The organism is Vibrio sp. R78045 (assembly GCF_042466085.1).
Classification (GTDB): domain Bacteria; phylum Pseudomonadota; class Gammaproteobacteria; order Enterobacterales; family Vibrionaceae; genus Vibrio; species Vibrio cyclitrophicus.
This window is the reverse complement of the sequence record NZ_JAXHBS010000018.1, coordinates 859,854-884,168: the sequence shown is the minus strand read 5'-3', so window position 1 is coordinate 884,168 and position 24,315 is coordinate 859,854. Positions and strand designations below refer to the sequence as shown.

Annotated in this window: 11 protein-coding genes; 5 read left to right on the top strand and 6 right to left on the bottom strand. The window is 47.2% G+C overall.

The genetic code is table 11. From position 1 onward, the window contains the following. Positions 1–67: 67 nt before the first annotated feature. The 4 genes from SJY39_RS25745 to hflX all read left to right on the top strand — a co-directional run bounded on the left by SJY39_RS25745 (position 68) and on the right by hflX (position 4,619). Complete coding sequence (locus SJY39_RS25745; protein WP_010439457.1) at positions 68–1,006, top strand: carbohydrate ABC transporter permease; 939 nt, start codon at positions 68–70, stop codon at positions 1,004–1,006. Then, positions 1,003–1,860, top strand: coding sequence for a carbohydrate ABC transporter permease (locus tag SJY39_RS25740; RefSeq protein WP_009848502.1), 858 nt, complete (start codon positions 1,003–1,005; stop codon positions 1,858–1,860). Before SJY39_RS25745 ends, SJY39_RS25740 begins: the two co-directional genes overlap by 4 nt. 6 nt (positions 1,861–1,866) lie before the next feature. Continuing rightward, positions 1,867–2,979, top strand: a complete 1,113-nt coding sequence (locus SJY39_RS25735; protein WP_010439463.1) for an ABC transporter ATP-binding protein — start codon at positions 1,867–1,869, stop codon at positions 2,977–2,979. Between the two features lie 272 nt (positions 2,980–3,251). Continuing rightward, positions 3,252–4,619 (top strand): GTPase HflX, encoded by a 1,368-nt coding sequence (gene hflX / locus SJY39_RS25730; protein WP_010439465.1) that lies wholly within the window; start codon positions 3,252–3,254, stop codon positions 4,617–4,619. A 97-nt stretch (positions 4,620–4,716) separates the two neighbouring features. Here the strand turns inward: hflX and pfaD are convergent, their stop codons facing one another. Genes pfaD through SJY39_RS25705 form a run of 5 tightly spaced genes read right to left on the bottom strand, consistent with a single transcriptional unit; the run spans position 4,717 to position 22,359 of the window. Beyond that, positions 4,717–6,354: an eicosapentaenoate synthase subunit PfaD gene (pfaD, locus tag SJY39_RS25725; RefSeq protein WP_016791986.1), complete on the bottom strand. Its 1,638-nt coding sequence runs from the start codon at positions 6,352–6,354 to the stop codon at positions 4,717–4,719. Between the two features lie 30 nt (positions 6,355–6,384). Beyond that, on the bottom strand, positions 6,385–12,312 hold the full coding sequence (locus SJY39_RS25720; protein ID WP_372263957.1) for a beta-ketoacyl synthase N-terminal-like domain-containing protein: 5,928 nt from the start codon (positions 12,310–12,312) through the stop codon (positions 6,385–6,387). After that, positions 12,309–14,366: a PfaB family protein gene (locus tag SJY39_RS25715; RefSeq protein ID WP_372263959.1), complete on the bottom strand. Its 2,058-nt coding sequence runs from the start codon at positions 14,364–14,366 to the stop codon at positions 12,309–12,311. Before SJY39_RS25715 ends, SJY39_RS25720 begins: the two co-directional genes overlap by 4 nt. Continuing rightward, on the bottom strand, positions 14,366–22,168 hold the full coding sequence (locus SJY39_RS25710) for a phosphopantetheine-binding protein (protein WP_372263962.1): 7,803 nt from the start codon (positions 22,166–22,168) through the stop codon (positions 14,366–14,368). Before SJY39_RS25710 ends, SJY39_RS25715 begins: the two co-directional genes overlap by 1 nt. Then, on the bottom strand, positions 22,168–22,359 hold the full coding sequence (locus tag SJY39_RS25705; protein ID WP_017098773.1) for a hypothetical protein: 192 nt from the start codon (positions 22,357–22,359) through the stop codon (positions 22,168–22,170). Before SJY39_RS25705 ends, SJY39_RS25710 begins: the two co-directional genes overlap by 1 nt. A 529-nt stretch (positions 22,360–22,888) precedes the next feature. On the opposite strand from SJY39_RS25705, the gene SJY39_RS25700 reads away from it, so the two are divergent. Then, complete coding sequence (locus SJY39_RS25700; RefSeq protein ID WP_016790898.1) at positions 22,889–23,722, top strand: 4'-phosphopantetheinyl transferase superfamily protein; 834 nt, start codon at positions 22,889–22,891, stop codon at positions 23,720–23,722. A gap of 20 nt (positions 23,723–23,742) precedes the next feature. Here SJY39_RS25700 and SJY39_RS25695 read toward each other — a convergent pair whose 3' ends face one another. After that, positions 23,743–24,150 (bottom strand): thioesterase family protein, encoded by a 408-nt coding sequence (locus tag SJY39_RS25695; protein ID WP_016767075.1) that lies wholly within the window; start codon positions 24,148–24,150, stop codon positions 23,743–23,745. Between the last annotated feature and the right edge of the window lie 165 nt (positions 24,151–24,315).

The window sequence follows — 24,315 nt, the reverse complement described above, 5'->3', positions numbered from 1 at the left end:
ATATGCGTGATGCTGATGTGGTGCCGAAAGGTAAGCCATTGGCTCGATTGTGCAACAAGGATAAGTTATGGAGCATGTTTTGACTGAGTCGACTCCAAAACCCACAAGGAGCCAGCCGGCACCGAAACCGAGTTTTGCTGACAGGTTGCAACATTGGTTACCTAAAATTGTGCTGGCGCCAACTGCGTTAGTGACCGTGGTGTGTATCTACGGTTATATATTTTGGACGGCAGCTTTGTCGTTCACCAACTCTCGATTTCTGCCGAGCTTTAACTTCGTTGGTTTAACCCAATATGAAAAGCTGATGGATAACGATCGCTGGATCACCTCAATCACCAACCTCGGTGTGTTTGGTTTTCTATTCATGGCGATTGCTATCTTGTTAGGTGTTGGTTTGGCTGTGTTGCTTGACCAAAATATCCGCCAAGAAGGCGCGATTCGCACTATCTATCTCTACCCAATGGCGTTGTCATTCATTGTGACGGGTACGGCGTGGAAATGGATTCTTAACCCGGGTCTTGGCATTGAAAAGCTGATGCAAGACTGGGGCTTTACTGACTTCAAATTCGATTGGCTCGTCAATTCTGAAATGTCCGTTTACACCTTGGTTATCGCAGCACTTTGGCAGTCTTCTGGATTCGTGATGGCGATGTTCTTAGCAGGTCTGCGTGGCATCGATTCTTCAATCATCAAAGCGGCTCAAATCGATGGGGCAAGCTTACCCACTATCTATCTCAAAATCATTTTACCTTGCTTGCGCCCTGTGGTTTTCAGTGCGGTGATCATCACCTCACACATTGCAATTAAGAGCTTTGACCTTGTGACGGCAATGACGGCGGGTGGCCCGGGTTATTCATCGGATCTTCCAGCGCTATTTATGTACGCCCACTCCTTTACTCGCGGACAAATTGGCCTTGGTGCTGCCAGTGCCATGATGATGCTTGCTGGTATCTTAGCGATTCTCGTGCCTTATCTTTACTCTGAACTTAGGGAGAAAAAGTCATGATGAATAACATCAATTTTGCTCGAATCTTTATCTATTCAGCACTGCTTTTCTTCTGCTTGGTGTATTTAATGCCACTGTTTGTAATGGCGCTGACGTCATTCAAAACTCTGCCTGACATCAAGGCGGGTAACTTAATGAGCTTGCCGAAAGAGTGGGTTTTCGATGCTTGGTATAAAGCGTGGGATACCGCCTGTACGGGCGTGAAATGTGAAGGTATCAAAGGCTATTTCTGGAACTCGTTCCAAATGGTGATTCCTGCGGTTGCGATTTCAACATTGTTGGGTGCATTCAATGGTTATGTAGTGACGAAATGGCAATTCCGAGGCTCGAACCTGTTCTTCAGCTTGCTGTTGTTTGGTTGCTTCATTCCGTTCCAAGTGGTGCTACTGCCGATGGCAACCATGCTTGGCAAGATGGGCTTGGCTAACACGACCATTGGTCTGGTGATCGTGCACGTTATCTACGGCATGGCGTTTACGACCCTGTTTTTCCGTAACTTCTATATCTCGATTCCTGATGAATTGATCAAAGCGGCAAAACTGGATGGTGCAGGCTTCTTTACCATTTTCTTCAAGATCTTATTACCGATCTCAACGCCAATCATCATGGTGACGGTGATCTGGCAGTTCACCGCAATCTGGAATGATTTCTTGTTCGGGGTGGTGTATTCGGGCTCAGAAACTCAGCCGATCACCGTGGCATTAAACAACCTAGTCAACACCAGCACAGGCGTTAAAGAATATAACGTCGACATGGCTGCCGCGATCATCGCCGCACTGCCAACGCTGTTGGTGTACGTCTTCGCAGGAAAATATTTTGTTCGTGGCCTAACGGCAGGATCAGTAAAAGGATAATTACCCATGGCAACATTAGATTTAAAACAGATCCGTAAAACCTATCGCAACGCGGACAACGAAACGTTAAAGGGCATCGACATCAGTATCGATTCGGGGGAATTTTTGATACTTGTCGGCCCTTCGGGGTGTGGGAAATCCACTCTAATGAACACCATCGCTGGGCTCGAGAATATTAGCTCGGGTGAGATTGTAATTGATGGTGTAGACGTGGCGCAGGTAGAACCTAAAGATCGCGATATTGCGATGGTATTCCAGTCGTACGCGCTTTACCCAAACATGACGGTACGCGGCAATATCGCTTTCGGTTTGAAGATCCGTAAGATGCCACAGGACGAGATCGATGCAGAAGTAAACCGAGTGGCTGAAATGCTGCAAATCGAACAGTTGCTGGATCGTAAACCGTCGCAACTTTCTGGTGGTCAGCGTCAACGTGTCGCGATGGGGCGCGCCTTGGCTCGTCGTCCTAAGCTGTATCTGTTTGATGAGCCGCTTTCTAACTTGGATGCCAAGCTGCGTGTTGAAATGCGCCACCAGATCAAACGTTTGCACCAGAAGCTGAATACCACGATTGTTTATGTAACCCATGATCAGATCGAAGCTATGACTCTTGCAGATCGCATCGCAGTAATGAAAGACGGTGAACTGCAGCAACTCGGTACTCCACAAGAGATCTACACCAAGCCAAACAACATGTTCGTAGCGGGCTTTATGGGGTCACCATCAATGAACTTCATTAAGACCATGGTGGATTTGGATGAGGAACAGAATCCAATTATTAAGGTTGTGGGCACTGCCGAACAAGAACACCACATTCGATTGCCACAGAGTATGCGCGACCAAGATGGCAAGGAATTGGTGATAGGGCTACGTCCTGAGCACATTACCGAGCAAGAAAGTGATGATGTTTCTGCCTCCACAAAGCTAGACTTACAACTGGAGGTGCTGGAACCGACAGGGCCAGATACCATCGCAATGGTTAAAGTGAACGATCAAGAAGTCGCGTGTCGTTTGTCGCCAGAGTTTGAAGTATCGGTTGGTCAAATGGCACCGCTGCATTTTGACTTATCAAAGGCGGTATTCTTCGATGCTCAAACCGAAGCGAGAATCGACTTCTAGTTGCTGAGTTAGTTTAACAATCAAAGTTCATGTCTAAATCAAAGGCAGTATCACCAACTACTAATAAGTAATGTGATGCTGCCTTTTTCGTTGTCTATACTTGCTTTTTATCCCTTATAAAAACAGAGGGATAAACGATATATATGCTTCTACTGCAATAATATCTTGATTTAGTATCCCTTAGCTCTATAAAGCTGACGTAGAAACGCGTAGGATCACACTACTTTAGACCAAAAACTAGGTTGCACCTTGGTGCATAAACAGAAGAATACATGAAACTAACAGCAAAACCAGCGGCGAATAACGCTTTACTTATTTCTATTACGACACCGGATTTTAAAGGTGACGAAGCAAAAGAGTCTCTTGCCGAACTTGCTCGCTTAGTGACAACCCTAGGGTTTAAAGTCGTCGGTACACAATCGCAACACCACAGTTCATCTCAAAGACAGAATGTGTTGGGTGCAGGTAAGCTTGCCGAAATTGCACATCTAACTGGTTACCAAGGCTCTATTGAAGAAGCTGAAGATGAAGACTTTCTTGATGAGTCGGGTTTGTTTGATTCTGAAATCGATGAGTTAGATTTTGATGATCTTCCAACGGGCAACTTCCAATACGGTGCCGCTGATGTTGTGGTATTCGACTGTGATTTAAGTCCATCTCAAATGCGTACTGTTGAGGCGAGTTTGGGTGTGGAAGTATTTGACCGTACTGGTATCATCATCGAAATTTTCAGCCGTCACGCTCGTACTCGTACTGCTCGTCTGCAAGTTGATATCGCTCGTCTAAACTACTTAGTGCCGCGACTGCGTGAAACGGCTGAGGGTGATAAAGAGCGTCAAATGGGTCAGGGCGCCGGTGAAACTTCACTTGAGCTAGACCGTCGTAACGTACGTGACCAAATTGCTGCGCTTAAGCGTGAGCTAGTAAGCGTACAAGATGAAATGAAGACCCGACGCACAAGGCGTGCGGAGCTTTTCACTGTTGCTTTAGTTGGCTACACCAATGCCGGTAAATCTTCGATGATGCGTGCAATGACCGCAACCGAAGTGGTGGGTGAAGATAAACTGTTCGCAACACTAGATACTACGGTTCGTGCACTTCAACCAATTACTCAACCGCGTATCTTGGTTTCAGACACCGTTGGTTTCATCAAGAAATTGCCACACGATCTGGTTGCTTCATTCCACTCAACGCTAGCAGAAGCGCATGATGCTTCATTGCTGCTTTATGTGGTTGATGCTTCTGACGTTTCATTCCGTGCACAGCTTGATGTGGTACACGATGTATTAGCACAAGTGGGCGTTGAAGGCAGCGAAAAACTGTTAGTGCTGAATAAGTGCGATAGATTGACTGAAGAGCAGCAATTAGAGCTGATCGAAGAATTCCCAGATGCGATGCTAACGTCGACTCGTGATCCGCTAGATATCACTAAACTGCACAAGTACATCGTTGGTGTTGCAGAAGAGGGCATGATCGAAGAAGAGATCACGATTCCTTATTCTGGCCAAGGCATCATCGGTGAGATTCGCTCAAACATGAGTGTGGTTAAAGAAGAGTACGATTACGAGTGTATTAAGTTGACTGTTCGCTCTAGTGAAATTGACTTAGCTCGACTGAAAAAGCGTATGCAGAAATCTTAATCTCTTAGCTAGTTTAAGAAGAATAACCAAAAGAAAAGCGACCCGTTAAGGTCGCTTTTTTTATTCGTTGAGCTTAATTAACGCTGTATTGAAATGCCTAGGCCATTCTTTGCGTCGGCTTCCAGCGTGCTAGTTCCGGATCAAGCTTGATACCTTGCGAAGTCAGCAGGTTAACACGAGCCAAGTAGGCTGCGCCGTGCATTAGGTGTTTTGCTAGGTCGACTGCATTACGCTGCTGGTAATCATCTAGGTAGCTGTCTTTCGCCCATGCGTTGAATGCGCCAAGTGCAGGGCCAGCCCATACTTGGTAATCCATCTCACGACCTTGTTCGCCGGTGTTTGACCAACGGCTAGAAAGACCCAAGTACCAACGGAAGATCAACGCCATTTTACGCTTTGGGTTGCCTTCAGCGCGTTCTATCTGTTTAGGATCGCGCTCGTTAAAGTGCGCCACAGTCCCCGCCCAAATATCATCTAGTGTTGAACGGAATACTTGCTTCTCAAGTTTCAGGAGCTCTTCTACTGGAATCGCTTCAATTGAATCGTAGCGAGTGTAAAGTTCGTACAGTTTGTTTGCACGCATTGGGAACAAGGTACCACGCTTAACCACTTGCAGTTTCACGCCCATTTCGAACATGTCTGCTGCCGGAGCCATAGTCACGTCAGCCATTTCGGTTGTCGAAAGCAGCTTACGTGTGTGTTCGCTCGCGCCAGCCTCAACACACGCTTGGTTGATTGAACCGGTAACAATGTAAGCAGCACCCATGTTAAACGTCGCTAGAGCAGCGTCAGGCGTACCTACGCCACCACCACAACCGACACGTAGCGGAGTTTTGAATTGGTACTGTGCTTGGATTTGCTCTTTCAGTGCAAGAATCGTTGGCAGTAGAGTAACCAGTGGACGGTTATCGGTGTGACCACCAGAATCTGCTTCTGCGGTAATGTCATCAGCCATAGGAACCAGCTGCGCCAGTTCCATCTGTTCTGCTGTGATTCGACCTTCATCAACTAGAGCTTGCAGCATTTTAGCTGGAGCTGGTTGCATGAACTTACTCGCGACTTCAGTACGACTTACCTTAGCAATAACCTTGTTTCCAATCTGAATCTCACCTTGTGCATCACGGCTAAGGCCAGCTGCACGGTAGTGAACGATTTGCGGTGTTAGACCTAAGAAGGCAGAAGCCTCAACCGTTTTCACTTTGTGCTTCAAAAACAGCTCTACACTGCCGCGCTCTAGTGCGGGTTCGCTTGGGCTATGAATCAGGTTAAACGCATAAGGGCCGTTTGGCAGTGCTGCTTGGATACGGTTGATCGCTTGCTCAACGCGAGACGGGATTAAGCCCGCGGCGCCAAATGAACAAAGAATGCCAGCTTGACCAAGCGCAATCACCAACTCTTCAGATGAAATACCGTTTGCCATTGCACCTGCATAGTAAGCGTATTTCACGCCATGACAACGGCGAAAATCTTCGTCGCCTAGGCTTTGTGTACCAAGAGCAGGAGCAAAGGCGCTAACAGGTTGGCTGTTCGCTGAGCTTGCTGAATCGCCCGATGCAATCTCAGATTTTTGGCTTACGCCTAAACCTTTTTCTGGGTGGTTCACGACGTAACAAGCAAGGCTTAAGTCTTTCAATATTGTCGACATTGCTGCGTTATCAAAGCGAGTTGTGCTCTCTTCGATCTGCCAAGGCCACGGAGATAGCTTTTCGTTATTGATTGTAGTTTGAGTTGTCATACTAAATTCTTTCCTAGTTCTCTGTCAGGCTTATGCTTCTTCGATACAAATCGCGATGTCTTTCACTTCGTAAATACGCAAACCATCTTTGCTCAGGTTTGCGTCGCCAACGATGATGCGTTTGCCGTCTTCGTCTTTGATTGCAGTGATGTGTACATCCAGTGACATCTGTTTGTTCAGAGGGTTAATCTGACCACGGTATTTCCACTTCACTTCAGATTGGATTTGACCAAACTTAGGATTGCGGAAGCCAGCACCAAGATCTTTATTTAGAGCGTAGGTTTGCATCAGTTCGATGATCGCTTCGACACCTAGAGAACCTGGCATTACCGGATCTTGGTGGAAGTGGAACTGGAAGAACCAATCGCTTGGGTCAATCGTACGCTCAGCGTATAGGTAACCCAGACCGTCTTTACCACCATCGCTGGTGATCTGCACCGTATCGATAAAGTTCAAGCGACCGCCAGCCAATTTGTAGTGCTCTTGCACTTGGCCAGTAGCCGAAACGGGTGCATTGAAGTAACGCGTCGTTTTGTCTAACAGATTGATGTTTACATCCGGTGTACGGTTGTTATCAACGTGCCAAGGGTGGGTCACCTTACCGTTGTCCAAACCAAGTTGGTCTTTCAGTGCTGCACCTTTGAAGTAACCAAATACCGCTGTACCTTGGTAGAACGGCACGCCATCGGTGCTCAGTTCGAAGCTGAAGCTCTGTACGATGTTAGTGCCCATCATTACGGTTGAAAGCAGGCGAGAATCGTTGGTAATCGTTTTGCCGCGCAAGTCGACGTTACGCAGCATTTTGCCGCTGCCATCTAGGTTGCGGAAAAACAGTTCTTCACCTGGGAAGCCCAGTGTTGTGCCCATGTAACCAGAGATGAAGCCGTTTGGCTGCAGTGAAATTTCCATTAATACCGAGTAAGGCATCAAGGTCTGGTGGCTGTTTTCATCAAAGTACCATGCGTTTTCTGGCACTTCGTATTCTGCAATACACGATGAAGGCTTCTTGAAGTCGCCACGCTTACCGTCGATCTCAACGACACGAGTGGTTAGCTGTAGGTCGCCACACGGAGTACGTGGTGGAATCATGCCACGGTAGATAGAGAAATCAGGACCGAAACATTTTTCGATATCGCCAGTCGCGAATTCGAACATATGGTAAGGCGTGAACGGAACTGTATCGGGTGTGCGATTTGGGTAATCAGGAGTTACCGGAGCTTCAACGTGTTGAAGAGGAACCACGCCTTTGTTTGGCGCCGTTTCTAGGTCTTCAATTTGAGCCATCAATGGCGCATTTGCTGAAGCTTGTTGGTTCACTGCTGGCGTATGGCCCAAGTTTTCGATAACAGGGGTCGCGACAGCTGTTTCTAAAGAAGGCAGGTAACGAGTACATTCGTCGTCTTCTTTGATCATCACACCCAAGTTTTGGAAATCAACAATCACTTTGCCGTTGAGCAAAATATCGATGTTAGCTTTCGCGTATGGGCGAGGGCTTAGACCAATCTCAGTCACTTCCATGCGGTAAGTCAGTTCTGCCGATTGTGGTAGAACTTGACCACGGCAACGTACTTGTTGAGGGGCATTTTCAAGCGGTTGGAAACGGCCATTTTGAACAAGCGTGTGCATGCCAAGGTGCATCATGAAGAATTGCAGTAGTTGACCACAACCTTCTGCCATCAAAGATCCAGCCATTACTGAGTCATCTTTGAAGTGACAAGGGAAGTACCAGTGCTCAGGCTCTAGCTGTTTGTGACCTTCAATCAGACCAAGTCCCCATGTGCCACCTTGTGGTTCAACACGGCTAACCTTTTCGATCATCATGAACTTCTCTGAGCTGAAGCACAAAGAAGGCTGGTGGCTATTGGATTGGTGAGTTGGGCCAAAACACTCTGCGATGTTTGCAGTCAGTAGGTGGCGCAGCTCTTGGTGGTCAAACTGAGTTTTAGGGCAGTGCAGCATAGGGTCGAAGCGTTGCTTAGTTGCCAGCTTACGCGCCTTGATTTCATCTTCAGTGTGAATCACACCCTTGCCGTCTGCTAGCTCTTCATCAGTGAAGAAGCCCGCACAACCGTTGTCCATTTTCAGGATCATCTTGTCGCCAACGAAACACTCGTACGAGAAGAAGAACAGCAACGTATCGCCATTGCGAGCAAAGTTGTTGATTGAGATATCGTAACGCAGCGTATCGCCACCACGAGGCAAGTCGCCAAGGAAGGTCAGCGTACAATCAAGCAGGCGATAAACACGCTCGCCTTTGTTTTCAAAATCAATGCCTAAGTAGCTGATCAGCATTAGGTCACACTGACCAGATTCTACCGCAACAGCCCAAGGGATCTGGCCATCAACAAGATACGGCGCATCAACAGGAATGTCGTATTCGGTAGTCATTGTGCTTGGCTTGTACTCGTTGACGGTCGCGTTGAGCTTGGTTACACGAGATACCAATAGGTAGTCGGTAGTTGGCAAGCGAACGCGGCGCGAGTAGCTATCGATGATCGCGTAATCAGGGCCAAATACGTTGGCGATGTCGCCTTCAGCGTATTCAACCAGATCATCATAATCCCAGATACATGGCTTACGGATAGGTTTTACTGGTGTTGACTGAACCTGAGCTGGTTGAGCTTGAACAGGCTGAACTGATGTTTGTTGACCATTCGTTTGTTGAGAAATGGCATTGTTCTCTAAACCAGACGTAACGGCGTTTAGCTGTGCTTTTAATAGTGCATCAGCCATCTGCATGCCTTGGGCACGAGTGTGCAAGAATGCTTTGTGCACTTGCTGCGCTGCTTGCTGGTTTTGAGCAAAAGCTTGGTTGTGTGGTGTTACAGACGGCTGTGATGCTGCATCCGTATTAGCGTTGATGTTTGATACGCCATTTTTAGCGGATAGGACATGAGTCATATTGCTGTGGTTACCTGTTAGCTGACTGTGGCGAGTTGGCGCCAGAGTAGGGGATACTGATGTAGGAGTTTCGATTGCTGGCTCTACCGCGTTCTGCGCTAATGCTTTCTTCTCTAACTCTTTTTGCACAAGAGCTGCTTGAATGCTTGCTGTCGTTGGAACCGACGCCACAGTTGCTGCTTGTTTACCAGAAGCTTTCTGCTTAATTGCAGCCAAGTTAGTCACTGGAGTCTGGGCAATATGTTGATAGATATCGCGACCACCGAGAGTCACTTGCTTAACCAATTGACGTTTAGCATCACTCGCCAGTTCACTGCTTAAACGAACCGATAGTGATTGAGATTCAACACTCGACTGGCTTATTAGCAGCTGTGAACATTGTCCTTCGCTGATGTTGGCAACAATCGCGTTCTTAGAGCTGACATTTGGATTCAGAGACTCAAGGTTCAGGTTGAGCAGACCGTGTAGCAGGCTTGCCATGCCAGAAGCTGCGGAGCAGTGCCCAACACGTAGACTCGCTTGAGTCGTCCTTGTGCTCGCTAAACTTAGAGACGAAGACTGATATGACGAAGACTGATGTAATGAAGATTCAGGTGCATGGTTAAGCTCAAGCAGAGAAACATCGTTCGAGCTCATACCGACTTGAGTCAATAACTCATCAGCCACGGCGTTGTTATTCTCGCTTGAACCAAAGGCCAATGCGTTGATGCTGCCGTAAGCAGTGTCTTGGTTGCGCGCTACTCGGCTTTCTTCAACAAGAACAATTGCACCTGCGCCTTCGCCCACATTCCAACTACCGTCTTGCGGTTGTCCGAATTTTGGAGCAAGTGACACTGGGCTGACGCTGTTCTTCAGAATCACATGTTCTGCACTGCCACTAAGGTCAACGGCTGCAATCACGACTGCGTCCATTGATTCTTGCGACATTAGGTTTTGCGCGACATCGATACAACGAGCAACCGACTGTTCAGCGGCTGAAATCGTAAAGGCAGGGCCGTTAAAGTCCCACAGTGAAGAGATACGCGAAGCCATGATGTTACCAATGAAACTGGTGTATTGGTTCAGCTTGGCTGCGTCCATCACACTGTCCATCGCGATGGTTTCTAGCGATTGGTATTCATCTTGTGTTAGCTCAATCCCCATGTTGGTAAAGCTGTCAGCCAATTGGCTATGCAGGTTTACGCGTCCACGGAATTGGTGCATTTCAAGCTCTGTTTCCATCGCTACCAGTACTGCAACCTTTTGGCCTGCCACGAGCTTGGCGTCTTTGATGGCTTCGTCTGCAACTTTCATCAGTAGCAACTGCTGAGAGATCAAACGGTCATCTTCATTCGGCGGCACTTTGAAGCGTAGGAAATCGAGATCGAATTGATCGATGTACGCTCCGTTTGGAATACCATGTAAACCAAACTGATTCAGTAGTTCTAGATGTTGGTCTAAGCCTTTCCAGCGTTTCTTAGGCAAAGCAATGAAAGCATCGTTGTTGGTCTCAATCGCAGTGCTTAGCGTCTTGATACTTTGCAGAGAACCGAAGTGAGACGCGAGACCAGTAATGCTTAAATTAGACGGCTGTAGGCTTGGAGACGCTGACTCTAGAGTCTGGTTTACATGACTGGTGTCTGAATACGCTTCAAGCAGTAAGTGAGCATTACAACCACCGAAACCAAATACAGAAACACCCGCGCAGCGCTCTGAGTTGCCCGCTTTACTTGGCCAAGGTTGAACCTGCGTTGGCAGCGTCTGTGAACCAAATAAACCTTCTGGCGAAGACAGTGGCTTGTCCAAATTAATACTTGGCGGAAGTACACCTTCTTTCATCGCAAAGATCATCTTCATGATCCCTGGCATCCCTGCCGCAGTCAGCAAGTGACCGAGGTTAGACTTCGCAGAGCCAATCAATGGCGGGTTAGAACCATTCAATTTGTCAGCAAAGAAACGCTCCATTGAGGTTAACTCAACCTTGTCACCTAATGGTGTGCCGGTTGCGTGACACTCAATCACTTCGATGCTGTCTGGTGTTAGGTTTGATACCTCGTAAGCGCGTTCAAAGGCTTGTACTTGTCCTTTGCTATTTGGGCTTAATACGAACTGGCCTCGGCCATCGTTCGATAAACCAATACCGCTGACGACTGCGTAGATGTTGTCGCCATCACGCTCTGCATCAGCTAAGCGTTTTAGGACTAAAACACCCGCACCTTCGCCAGCAAACAAGCCTTTACTGTTGCTATCAAACGGAACCGAAACACCGTGGTCTGGGTAAGCGTGGAAGATGGAGAAACCCATGTTGATGAAGAATGGGTCAGCACCTGATACCGCGCCTGCCAACATCATGTCGGCTTTGCCTGTGTTCAAGTAATCACACGCTAACTTCAATGAATACACTGAGCTTGCACATGCCGCATCTAGGCTAAGTTGTACGTTGCCTAAACCTAGCGCATCAGCCACTAACTTAGAGGCGTTGTGTGCTGCCGCACCGTTGATCGGGTTGAGGTCTTGCGCGGTTTCATTGGTTGGTAGCAGTGAAAACTGGTCATTAGCCAATTTAGCTTGTAGTGCTTTCTCGACCACCGAGTGATACATCGGCAGAAACAAGTCGTTTGAACGTGTTGTTGGGAACGAAAGGGCACCCATGATCACGCCTGTGCGCTCTAAAACATCGGCATTTAAATCAATGCCAGCGTCGACTAACGCCTTACGACTGGTATCCAAAGCCCATAGGAAACTCTGGTCAACACCGTTGAACGATTCTGCTGTTAAGCGGTAGCCATTGCTATCGAAATTGAAGTTTTCGATGTAGCCGCCTTTGTCACAGTAAAAGCGGTCTGATTCACCTTGAACGCCCTGATAGCTTTCAGGTTTAGCACCTAACTTTTCAGCGCTTAATGTGGTGCGAGAATCTTTTTTATCTAACAAGTTTTGCCAAAAGTCTTTTGGCGTATCCGCTTCTGGGTATTGGTTAGCAATACCAACAATCGCGATCTTATTGCACTTCACTTGCTGCTTATTCTTAGCTTGAGCCTGAGCTTGATCTTGAGATGGCTTCGATTGAGAACTCATACTAGCTCTCCTTGATGATTCACTGCGCTGCCTTGAGATACACCACTTAATTGCTTAGCGGCGGTGACCTGTTGTTCTAGCCCTTGAATAATTGGCTCGACAGACAATGGAATTTGATGAGTAATGAGCTGACCAATGCACTTGATGAGCGTGACAATATCGTCACCACCTTTGGCATTGGAAGCGATTGTGCAGCATTGGTCGGCTACGTTGTCGCTACGATTGATCTTGTCGATCAATGTGCTAGTTTGACGATCGGCACCGACTTCTACAAACAGGCGAGCACCTTGTTGACGTGCACTCTGGATCAACGCGGTGAAATCCAGCGTTGAACAGAAAGTGTCGGCAATCGAAAGGGCGATGCTGTCGCTGTCGATATTGATTGGTGCGCCAGTCGGTAGACCTGCTGCGCTGATAAAGCGGATATGCTTTGGCAACTCGTCGAACAGTGGTTGCGTGTAAAACTCTTGCACTTGGCTATGCTGGCTCAACGCTGGCGTGGTGTGCATTGCAGTAACACGGTTAGCGGCAATGCCACGTTTACCCAGTTTCTTGAGCAATGCACGACATGAGCTTTCACAACCTGCTAGCACGCAAGTATCACCTTGGATGATAGCGAGATAAGCACGCGGAAACTCTGGTAACAGAGCCTCAATCGCTTGCGCATCACTGCGAACCACAAAGCTGTTCCATTGGATGCTTTCGTCGTCGTTCAGCTGCCAATCTTGACGCACTGCGGTGAGTTCACCAGAAATAGCCGTCGTGAAAATAGGGCTAGTTTGAGTCATCTCAATCAGCGCATGTGGGTTTTTCCAAACATTTAAGCTCGCCCACATGGAGGCTTCACCCTTGGAGTAACCCAAAGCGAAATCTGGCTGTACTTTGAATTCATCACATAGCAGTTGTTTTAACAGATAACTACTGCCGACACCGGCAATTGCCAGTTCACTGAGCGACATTTCTTGCGCGTCGTCAGCGTAGGTTTTTTCAGCCTGTAGCATCTCTTTCAAGTTACCTTCGCGTTCTAAGCGAGCAAATAACTGTGGGAAATGGTGGTGAAATTCGCGCAACATACCGGGATAAACCGTGCCAACACCAGGGTAAACAAATGTAACGCCACCTTTGCTTTGAGGCTTCGGTGAGAAACAACTGCCCGCTGGCGTTTTGTATTGGCTATTGTCAGCCATTACTTTTGGCAACGCATTTTCTAGCGCAGTGATCTCTTGTATTACAGCCTCAATTGAAGCCGCTTGAATCACGATGTTCGCACCAACGCCAGCATTGTGCTGAACGCTTTGGAAGTGGCTTAGGTTTGAATGCATCAAGTTGGCGATAGCAAGTTCGCTGTCCGCAGAATCGCTAATGCATTTAAGCTCTTCTCTTAACGAGGTTAACTTAGAAACCAATTCAGCTTGTTCGTTGCCTGAAACCACAAACATCAAACGCTCGCTAGATAGCAATGGTTTTGGTTCTTGCAAACCGGTCGCTTGAGTCAATATCAGGCTGGTGGATTTCTGGTTTTCTTCGCTGAAAGTTAACGCAGCAACACGTGCTTTGTTCGGCTCAGTGAACCAGTAATTGCTCGGTAATGAATAGCTCGGCAATGAACGGCTCGATATCGCATTAACCATATTCAACAACTCATCAAACTGCTGCGAAGCAGAAAGTGCAGAATATTGTTGTTGATGGCTTAAGTCTGAAGCGGGGCGGCGTGACATCTCTAGAGCAAGCTGAACGCTATCTCCATTATCTAGATCGAGAGCTTCGACAAAGCCCGCTAAATTCGCGTGTGGGTGAATCTTATTCTGAGCAGCGATCAGCGCACTCAACATCAACAATGATGGTGAGTGAGAATCCAAACAAAGCTTAACCATACTGCCTTGATTGACTGCCTCAATCGCTTGAGTAAGTGCTTGATTAAAATTGCCATCAACCACAACAGTTATTATGTCTGGGAACGAGGGGAATAAGTCGGCAGAAAGCTCAGCCGCATTTGCTGGCTGAGCTAAAAGAGCGATGCGTAATGGCATCGCTTTATTAGAAGGAACAGTCACTATGACAATTGCTCCTTTTCTGGGTTCTTAGTCGCTTCTTTCTTTGATACGGCTGAGCCAGATTTCGGCAAAAATGCGTCGTTTAAGCTCTTGCTGATGGTGACTTTTGCACCTTTCATTACCGCACTTAAACGACCATCTTGGTGGTAAAGCGAGATATCAGCTTGCAGAGAACGAGCCGTGCTTTTTATTACACTGAGCTCTAGCCAACCTTGGTCACCATTGTGCATCGGTGCGTAGCAAACAAACTCACCGATTGCAGACGGTAGGCTTGCCGCGCCGTATTTCAATCGAGCCCATACCAGCATTGCTTGTAACAGATAATCTTCAGCAAATGGTTGGCTATCGCCAAAGCCTTGCTTAGGAATAAATGATCCGCAGTCGCTGTTTTCAATGTGAGGCAACTGGCATTGAGCCAATAAGCCTAAGTCGTCAAAGCGTTCGACTGAGGTAATACCTTGCAATCTTGGTCCATGAAACAGAGTGCCGTCACTGTATAGAGCTTGTGCCGTTGTTACAGGTGCTGAAGTGTTGGCCTCAAAGCGTTTTACTGACGCTTGTTGAACATCTTCAGAGACTTGCACAGAGGCCACTTGCAACTGAGCTTGATACTGTGGTCGCCCTTGGCAACTGATCACCGCTTTTAGCTGATCTTTTGATTTAGCGTCAGAAGCAAGAACCAGTTTCAGCTCTTGCACTTCATCGGTATCAAAAATCACACCCTTAAGCAGTTTGTAGTTGTGAACGCTAACGTTCACCCCTAACAGTTGCTCTGCCACTTCACGCATCCATTGGATGGCACACACTGTCGGTAACACAGGGTTACCGGCAATGCAGTGATCTTGAATGAAAGGCAATACCTTTGGATCAAGATGACGTGTCACAGTGATGCTTGTATTCAGCGGACTCTTTGCAAGATGCACAGACTCCGCATTAAGCTTTTTTACAGCAGCTTCCTTGTTGTCAGAACCTTGCATGCTCGTACCAACCAGCAGTTGAATGCCAGTTTCGTTCAGTAGTTGAGAACTAAATAGCTCTGCACCCGCCTGAAGAGGAATCACGTAAACACCGCGCTCTGTGAACATACGTTTCAGTGCTGCGTTGACCATGCCACCGTCCCACGGTCCCCAGTTGAAGCTCATCACTTTCGCTTGAGGGTTACGAACAGATAGTTGTAGAGCCGCTTTGTTTAGGATCTCGTTAGACATCGAGTAATCACTTTGACCTGTGTTTCCGTAGAAACCCGCCGCCGAAGAGAACATCGCAATCAGTTTTAGCTTGCTGCTATCAAGACCACCAAGAACCGCTTCTAGTCCGCCCACTTTCGTGCCGTAAACCATGTTCAGTTCATCAAGTGTTTTGTCTTGAATGTGTTTGTCAGCCAGTACACCAGCGCCGTGGATAAGACCTGTGATGCCTTCGAAATTCGCCAGCGTTTTCGCTACTGACTCATGGTTCGATACATCTAGGCTTAGGTATTCAGCGCTCGCGCCAATCTCGTTGAAAGCGGCAAGTGCTGCGTTGATTTCAAGGCTGCTCAATACAGGTTTTAGCAAGGTATCAACTTTCTTAGGCGTTGGTTTGTCACCTGTTGCTTGTAGGTGAGCGATAGCCGCTGGTTTTAGCTCTTTCTCTTGCTTGCCCTGTGCCCACTGAGGTAGCTCAGCTGAAGTAATATGCTTACTACGACCTGCAAGAATGAAGTGAGACTTACATTGCTTAGCAAGCGTCAGTGCACATTCAAACGTCACGCCTTTAGCGCCACCCGTCACCAGAACTTTGTCGCTCTTGGTGAGCTGAGCGCCTGCGTTTTTGGTTTGTGCTGCACCTGGTGTTGCCGCAATCAATGTTGCACGACCAGATTCACCGTTTTCCGCATGGCTAAGGCCGATTTCAACCGTGTTGGTATCGATATCGAACAGTTCACCTGTGATAGCTTCAGCTAGGTGACGAGCATCAATAGAAGCGTCAGCATCCAATGCACGGCAGAACACGTTTGACCATTCATGGCTTAGTGTCTTAGTGAGACCAGACAATGCGGCTTGGTTAAGTTCTGCATTCGCTAGTTGCTTAGCATCCAGGTAACCAAAGCCACCATCGATACGGCTTAGTGTGAAGAACACGCTGCGACCAGAAATCGCATTCAGTTGGCCATTTAGGTGCTTGGCGAATAAGAACGCTGTCGTCAGTGAAGCTCTTGAGTCTACATTCAAGTTAACCGCTTGCTCGTTGCTTTGTTTTGCATCAACGATAGTTTGTAGGTGAATGAAGCCAGCAATCACTTTGTTCGACGTTTTAAGGTCTGCTTCGATGTCTTTAATAACCGCAGTCACACCAGCATCATCAACGCTGTTGAGTGTGTAGCTTGCGATTTCACTGTTTAAAGGTGACGCGGCAGAAAGAGCACTGCGCACTACAGCAACTTGAATGCCGTTAGCGGTCAACTTTTCTGCTAGAACACCAGCGTTGTGACCATCATCTGTGATCACGACACAAGCGTCTTTTGAGAAACAATCGACGAGTTTATCTGCCGCTGGTAGCTTTTTTAGCGCCACCTCATTGTGTGGAGGAAGTTCCGCTGTCGCTGTTTCTGCGATAGGCGTTACTGATTCAGCTTTTGGAGTCGCTACGGGTGCAGCAGCGGATAGCTTGCTTTGCATGTAAGTAACGATTTCACCAAGCGTACGACACTCAGCTAGGTCTTCAGGGTTTAGCTCTGGCAGCGTTGGTAGCTGGTCTTGAACTGTACCCAAGATCTCAACGCGTTTGATTGAGTCGATACCAAGGTCTGCTTCCATGTCCATCGCTAGGTCGAGCATTTCTGCTGGGTAGCCTGTTTTGTCGGCAACCACTTCCATCATTGTTGATTGAACGTGAGCAGGGTTTAGGTCGTTGCTCGCGCTTTCTGCAGCAGGAATTACTGTCGCTGCTTCCGAACTAGGAGCTAACTTGCTGTTCATGTAGTCAACGATTTCACCCAGAGTACGACACTCAGCCAAATCTTCAGGGTTCAGCTCTGGCAATGTTGGTAGCTGGTCTTGAACTGTTCCAAGGATCTCAACACGTTTGATTGAGTCGATGCCAAGGTCTGCTTCCATGTCCATTGCTAGGTCGAGCATTTCTGTTGGGTAGCCTGTTTTATCAGCCACTACGCTCAGCATTGTGCTTTGAACTTGTTGTGCGTTTAAACCGTTTGATACTGCTTGCGCTGGTGCAGATGCTTGAGCCGCTACTGGAGCAGAAGCTGGAAGCTTACTGTTCATGTAGGCTACGATTTCGCCTAGAGTGCGACACTCAGCGAGATCTTCAGGGTTCAGTTCTGGAAGAGTCGGTAACTCGTCTTGAACCGTACCAAGAATCTCAACACGCTTGATTGAGTCGATACCAAGGTCAGCTTCCATATCCATTGCTAGGTCTAGCATTTCAGTCGGGTAGCCCGTCTTCTCTGCCACTACTTCTAACATGGTTTTTTGAACGACAGCCGCATCTAGACCATTGCTAGCTGTTGCCGGAGCAACTACTGGTGCTTGTGAAGAGACTGGAGCAGAAGCCGGAAGCTTGCTGTTCATGTAAGCAACGATTTCGCCAAGAGTACGACACTCAGCTAAGTCTTCAGGGTTTAGCTCTGGAAGAGTAGGCAGTTCATCTTGAACCGTACCAAGAATCTCAACACGCTTGATTGAATCGATACCAAGGTCTGCTTCCATATCCATTTCTAGATCAAGCATTTCCGTTGGGTAACCTGTCTTCTCAGCAACCACTTCTAGCATGGTTTGTTGAACGATTTTTGCATCAAGACCGTTAGCGGCTTGAACAGGAGCGGCTGCGCTTGACTGTGCTGCAACAGGCGCTGATGTTGGCATCTTGCTGTTCATGTAAGTAACGATTTCGCCAAGAGTACGACACTCAGCTAAATCTTCAGGGTTCAGCTCAGGTAGGTTTGGCATTTCGTCTTGAACGGTACCAAGGATCTCTACGCGCTTGATTGAGTCGATACCAAGGTCTGCTTCCATGTCCATTTCTAGATCAAGCATCTCCGTTGGGTAACCCGTTTTCTCGGCGACCACTTCTAGCATCACTTTTTCAGCATCTGCTGATTGTACTGCTACTGGTGCAGCCACAGGAGCTGCCGCTTGAGCGGCTACTTGCGGTGCAGGAACGGCTTTCTGGACCGGAGCTTGCTGAGCTGTTGTATTTTGAACTGGTGCTGCTTGAACAGACTGAGCTTGTACAGGAGTCGCTTGTACTTGAACTACAGGCTGTTGAACGATAGCTGCTGAAGTAGTTGGAGTAGCTGGAGCTTGAATCGCTGGCTGAGCATTTACTGGCGCAACGAAGGTTGGTTGTGCCGTTTGCACTGAACCTTGCGTCAGCATATTAAGTGCAGAACTGTTGCTGTGCGCTTGCATCTCTAGGTAATGAGCGTGCGCTTTTAGCGTTTCAGCTTGGTGCTGGTGGAACATCTCCATAGAACGCTGTAGGTTCTCAGGAATTGCTACGCCTGCTGTTGCCATTTTCGCTTGCTCAGACATTAGGGTGTTGAACGTGTCACCGTATTGCTGAGGAATCGCCAAGAATTGCTGATGTACTTCTGCTGCTTGTTGTTGAGCATTGAAGAACGATTGCAGTGAAGATTCATCAACTGTTACTTGAGCTGCTGGCTGAATAGTCGCTGGTGCAGGTTGCGCCACTTGAGGCTTCTGAGCTGCTGTTACTACTTGTGCACTTGGTGCTGGAGCTGCTGACTGTTGTACATTTGAAGCTTGAGGAGCAGCCACAGGTACTTCAACGATTTCTGTTTTAATCACTTCTTTTTCCACGATTTTCTCGACTTCAACTTTCACTTCAACAATCTCAGTCTTTTCGGTGACGTTGCCCAAAGCCAATGATTGATCCATTTTCTTACGAGTAGCAGGGCTGATGTAGTTGGTTGCATTCAGCTTGATGTTCATTGGTGATGCCTTTGCAGGTTCAGCAATGTCAGCTTGGTAAGGGTCAATGTTGTCTAATGAAACACCTGCTACGCACAGTTGAACCGCAGCTAAGCGAAGCTGTTGGTCACTGTCGCCTTTAGGGTTTGGGTTGATGCTGATTGCGTAAAGCTCTTCGTTCTTATCAGCCAATGTTTTCTCAACCAGCTTTTGAAGAATGTTTTTCGGACCGAACTCAACGAATACGCGCGCGCCTGCTTCATACATCGCTTCAATTTGCTCGCTGAAACGAACCGATTGCAACATGTGCTGTTTGAATGCTTTCTTAATCGCTTTAGCGTCTTTGCTGTGCAGTTTGCCTGTTGCGTTTGAGTAAAGCGGCAGCGTTGGAGCGCTGAATGAAGCTTTATCAATTGCAGCAGCAAATGGTTTCTGAGCGTGAGCAACAAGCGGTGTGTGGAAAGCACCAGACACTGGCAGAGCAATCGCTTTGAAGCCTTGTTCAGTTAGCGCTTGTGCTGCTTGTTGAACCGTCGCAGTTGGACCTGCAATAACCAGTTGAGTCGGAGCGTTGTAGTTGGCAATACTCACGCCTTCAAATTGGCTGATGCAGCTTTCAACGGCTGGAAGCTTGTCTGCGTCTAAGATGACCGCAAACATAGTACCGCTGTCGCCTTGTTCAGTTGTCGCAGCCATTGCATCGCCACGAGCGAAAGCTAGCTGGTAGTAATCGTCTTGCGAGATAACACCCGATGCACATAATGCGCTTAGCTCACCAAAGCTATGACCTGCCACCATGTCGGCTTTGAAGCCAGCTTGAGTCATGATGTCGAACTGACCCATGGACACAGTACCAATCGCACTTTGCGCATTGGCCGTGTTGGTTAACACCGCTTCTTGAGCTTTGGTTGCTTCTGGTGTGAAGGTTGGAATTGGGAACAGAATTTGCGATAGAGCCGTTTTTTTGTGCTGACCAAATACTTGATCCGCTTGAGCAAGCTGTTGGCGCATCTCAGGGTAGTGACAAGCAAGCTCGCGACCCATGTTCAGGTATTGCGAACCTTGACCTGAAAATAACGCTGCCACTTTACCAGCACCGTTTTCAGCAATCAGTGCCGACTCACGGTAGCTAGTGCCGTTTGGCATTTGCCAATGTGCTTTGGTTTGGCTCTCAAGCATAGAAATCGCTTGAGTCAGTTGCGCTTGAAGGTCTGCTTGGTCAGTGACAACTAAACCAAGGCGAGCGTGCTTAGCGTCTACTTCGCGTAGAGCGTACTGCTCAGCAAGCGCTTCTAGCTTGAACGCGGCATCTGCAGCTTGAGTTGAAACCTGCTTGAGCTCATTGATCAGTGCTTGACGAGATTCCGCGCTGAATAGCAGAGTTTGCGGTACTTGGCGTTGACGGTATTTGTCACCGCGAGCGTGTTCTGGCGTGTACTCTTCCAACACCACATGGAAGTTCGTGCCACCAAATCCAAACGAGCTGATGCCTGCACGGCGTGGTGTGCCATCAACACGTTGCATCCAAGGACGCGTTTGTGTGTTTAGGTAGAACGGTGAGTTCTCGATATCCAACTTAGGATTCGGAGCCGATACGTTGATCGTTGGCGGCAGTACTTTGTGGTGCAGTGCTAATGCAGCTTTGATTAAACCTGCAGTACCCGCGGTTGATTTAGTGTGACCAATTTGAGATTTCACAGAGCCTAACGCAATGTGTTGCTTCTCTTCATTGTTCTCACTGAATACCGAGTTTAAGCCACCAAATTCAGCCACATCGCCTGCTGCTGTACCTGTGCCGTGCGCTTCTAAAAGACCAAGTGTGTGTGGTGCGAAACCAGCATCATCGTAAGCACGTTTCAGAGCTTTTGCTTGTCCTTCAGGGCGAGGCGCGTAAATACTTTTGAACTTGCCGTCTGAAGAAGAACCGACACCTTTGATTACGGAATAGATTCTGTCGCCATCGCGCTCTGCATCTTCAAGGCGCTTAAGAGCAACCATGCCAATACCTTCACCAATCATCATGCCTTTTGAGTCGATGTCGAAAGGTTGAATGGTTTCATTGGTGGTAAACGCAGGTGTTTTAGAGAAGCTCATGTACATGGTTGGCGAGTTATCAGTACACACACCACCTGTGATCATCATTTCACTGCGGCCTTCAACCAGCTCACTTAGAGCCATACGCATTGCGGCTAGAGAACCTGCACACGCAGCATCTACCACACAGTTGATGCCACCAAGGTCAAAGCGGTTAGCAATACGACCAGAAATTACGTTACCCAATGAGCCAGGGAATGAGTTCTCTTCCCAGTGGATATATTGGTCTTGGAACTTTTTGATCAGCATTTCGCTGTCTTCGTCGTTGATGCCACTGCTCTTGAAGACTTTTTTCAAAACAGGGTATTGAAGACGAGCATTCAGGCTTTGAGCGATCTTCTGACCACCACCAACACCCAGCGTAATACCGATCTTATCACGATCGTAGCCTTCAGGTAGCTTGGCATCTTCAAGTACTTCTTTTGCAACGATCAAAGAAAGTAGCTGCGAAGTGTCGGTCAGTTCTAGGATATTTGGCGGAAGGCCGAACTCCATTGGGTTGAAGTCTACTTCTGGGATGAAACCACCGCGCTTACAGTAAGACTTGTCTGGCGTAGTACGATCTGAATCGTAGTAATCTTCTGGACGCCAGTGCGTATCTGGTACTTCAGTAATCGCATCGATCTTTTCGCTGATAAGATCCCAAAATTTATTCAGGTAGCGAGAGTTTGCAAACATGCTCGCCATACCAACGATAGCGACAGGCATATCTTTAAGGCGTTTATTCAGTCGAGAATCGTCGACTGGTTCCGGTGTATTTGTCTCGGGTTGGCTCATTATGAGTCTCCACTAGAAATCACAGAAAGTGATGTCGTGTTTTGAGGCTGCGCTTTTAAAGCTATAGAAAGAAAATCTGAAACAGACTTAGGGAAGCGCAGCTGAAAATTCAGGTTGCTGAGTGGCGGCAACCAGATAGAAATTAGTTTTTCGAAGTGCGTTGACTTACGAGAGTAGGGGAGGTGTTTCATGTGCGAAGAGAGCATTCGAATGTGAGGGTCATGTCCATTAAAATCCTGTCCAAAGTACTGCTTTTGTGCAAAGCAGGTATCCGCAAAAAAAACGTGTGAATTTGTTTAATGGTTGAGCAGGCTACCCGAGGTGAGTAGTTGATACAATGCTCCCAGCGGCCACTATGATCTGTTCAGACCAGATGAATCGAATGTGTTTTTGATTTTTGTATTTTTATTGTATTTAACTTATTGATATTTAATGGGTATGAATTGTTTTTTAGTGTTTATACTCTATTTTTTGGCCTAGTGAGATCTATGTCAGGTTTTTGTAAGTAAGGTTTAATAGATGACTGTTTAACAAGGCTGAGTGTGATCTATGTTTTAATTTGTTATTATTTTAAAATCAAGTTCCAAGCTCTCATATGAAGGATGTTTCCTTCCCGATTTCTCTATGTTTATAGCAAATCATAGGTGAGTTAAATTTGTTCGTTTTGATGTTTTTTTGATAGCTTGATGAGAGTGATTTTAATAAATGAGTGCTAGAGATATGGGAATACCGATTGTGGATTTGTGGCTTTGCTCCCTGAGTGATTTACATGATGATATCGATAGCGTGTCGTACTTAAAACAGAGGCTCACGATGGATGAGATAGCCAAAGTTGATCGCTATCGAATGCCCTCATCTCAGGTTCAAGCTTTGTACGTTCGTAACTATCTAAGAAAGGTGTTGTCTTGCTATTCTGATTTGAGGCCAGAAGAGTGGCGGTTTGAATATGGCGAGAAAGGAAAGCCAAGTTTAGTCGCCGAACAGCAACTCAAGACGGGGTTAAATTTCAATATTAGTCATAGCAAAGAACATTTGTTGATTGCAGTTTGCCAGATAGAAGGGAAGCAAGTTCAATTGGGTGTTGATATTGAACACGCAAGAAGTTCGACCAATATCGACTCGATCATGAAGCACTACTTTTCAGATAAAGAATTGGCGGATTTACTTGAGCTCAGCAAAGAAGAACAGAGAGAGCGTTTTTTCGATCTGTGGGCGTTGAAAGAGTCGTACATCAAAGCTACGGGTCATGGGTTAGCCACATCGTTGCGAAGCTTTTCGTTCGAATTCTTCAATCTGACGGAGCAAACATTTCCAATTCACGCTTCGGATTTTCAACCAAACTTGCAAGATGAAATTAGATTGTATCGCGAAATTAGGCTACATAATGGAATCAGGTTGGATTTGGATTCTGCTGAACAAAGCGATGTTTCTACAAGTTGGCAATGTTGCCTAGGGCGATTAGATGACCAGTACCGTTTTGCCGTGACCCTTGGTGGAAATTTGCTACCCATGCAGATAGAGATGAGAACCTTTTCGTTGTCTCATCTCTTTTAAGTTAGTTTGGTGAGACGAAGTTAGCTCGTTTCGCCAAGCATCGCTTTTAATACTTCGGCAGGTACGGGCTGCAGTTGCTTGTCTTTATCTAGGCAAACCATTTCGATATCACCAATCACCGCAGGCTTAGTTGCATCTTTGCGCCACACTTCTTGTCGCCATAGCGTTTTGTATTTTCCATCGAGTTCAAAAGAGGTTCGGATGTCGCAGATCTCAGCGAACTCAACTCCATCTTGAAAAGTCATGTTGGCTTTATAGACCGCAAAACCTAATCCTTGCTCATTCCACAATTCTGCCAGTTTATCGCTACCCAAGACATGTTCGCGCGCACGCTCGAAGTATTTAAGAAAGTTCGGGTGATAAACCACACCTGAGTGATCGGTATCTTCATAGTAAATTTGTACTGGGTGATGGTAGATCTGACTCATTGGTATCAACTCTTGTTAAGTAGTGGAGTGGTAAATCTGGCTAAGTTGTGCAGCACTCTACAGGATAGGTTGAAATTACTTCAAGGCATCATCGGCAATGTGGCTCTTGGTCAGACCTCATTCGGCTGTATCCATTAGTGATACGTTGGTCAACTCCCACCCATT

What these genes read in the sequence shown, in the direction of transcription:
- SJY39_RS25745 (WP_010439457.1), top strand. Translation starts at nt 68, where the DNA reads ATGGAGCATGTTTTGACTGAGTCGACTCCAAAACCCACAAGGAGCCAG.
- SJY39_RS25740 (WP_009848502.1), top strand. Translation starts at nt 1,003, where the DNA reads ATGATGAATAACATCAATTTTGCTCGAATCTTTATCTATTCAGCACTG.
- SJY39_RS25735 (WP_010439463.1), top strand. Translation starts at nt 1,867, where the DNA reads ATGGCAACATTAGATTTAAAACAGATCCGTAAAACCTATCGCAACGCG.
- hflX (WP_010439465.1), top strand. Translation starts at nt 3,252, where the DNA reads ATGAAACTAACAGCAAAACCAGCGGCGAATAACGCTTTACTTATTTCT.
- pfaD (WP_016791986.1), bottom strand. Translation starts at nt 6,354, where the DNA reads ATGACAACTCAAACTACAATCAATAACGAAAAGCTATCTCCGTGGCCT.
- SJY39_RS25720 (WP_372263957.1), bottom strand. Translation starts at nt 12,312, where the DNA reads ATGAGTTCTCAATCGAAGCCATCTCAAGATCAAGCTCAGGCTCAAGCT.
- SJY39_RS25710 (WP_372263962.1), bottom strand. Translation starts at nt 22,168, where the DNA reads ATGAGCCAACCCGAGACAAATACACCGGAACCAGTCGACGATTCTCGA.
- SJY39_RS25705 (WP_017098773.1), bottom strand. Translation starts at nt 22,359, where the DNA reads ATGAAACACCTCCCCTACTCTCGTAAGTCAACGCACTTCGAAAAACTA.
- SJY39_RS25700 (WP_016790898.1), top strand. Translation starts at nt 22,889, where the DNA reads ATGGGAATACCGATTGTGGATTTGTGGCTTTGCTCCCTGAGTGATTTA.
- SJY39_RS25695 (WP_016767075.1), bottom strand. Translation starts at nt 24,150, where the DNA reads ATGAGTCAGATCTACCATCACCCAGTACAAATTTACTATGAAGATACC.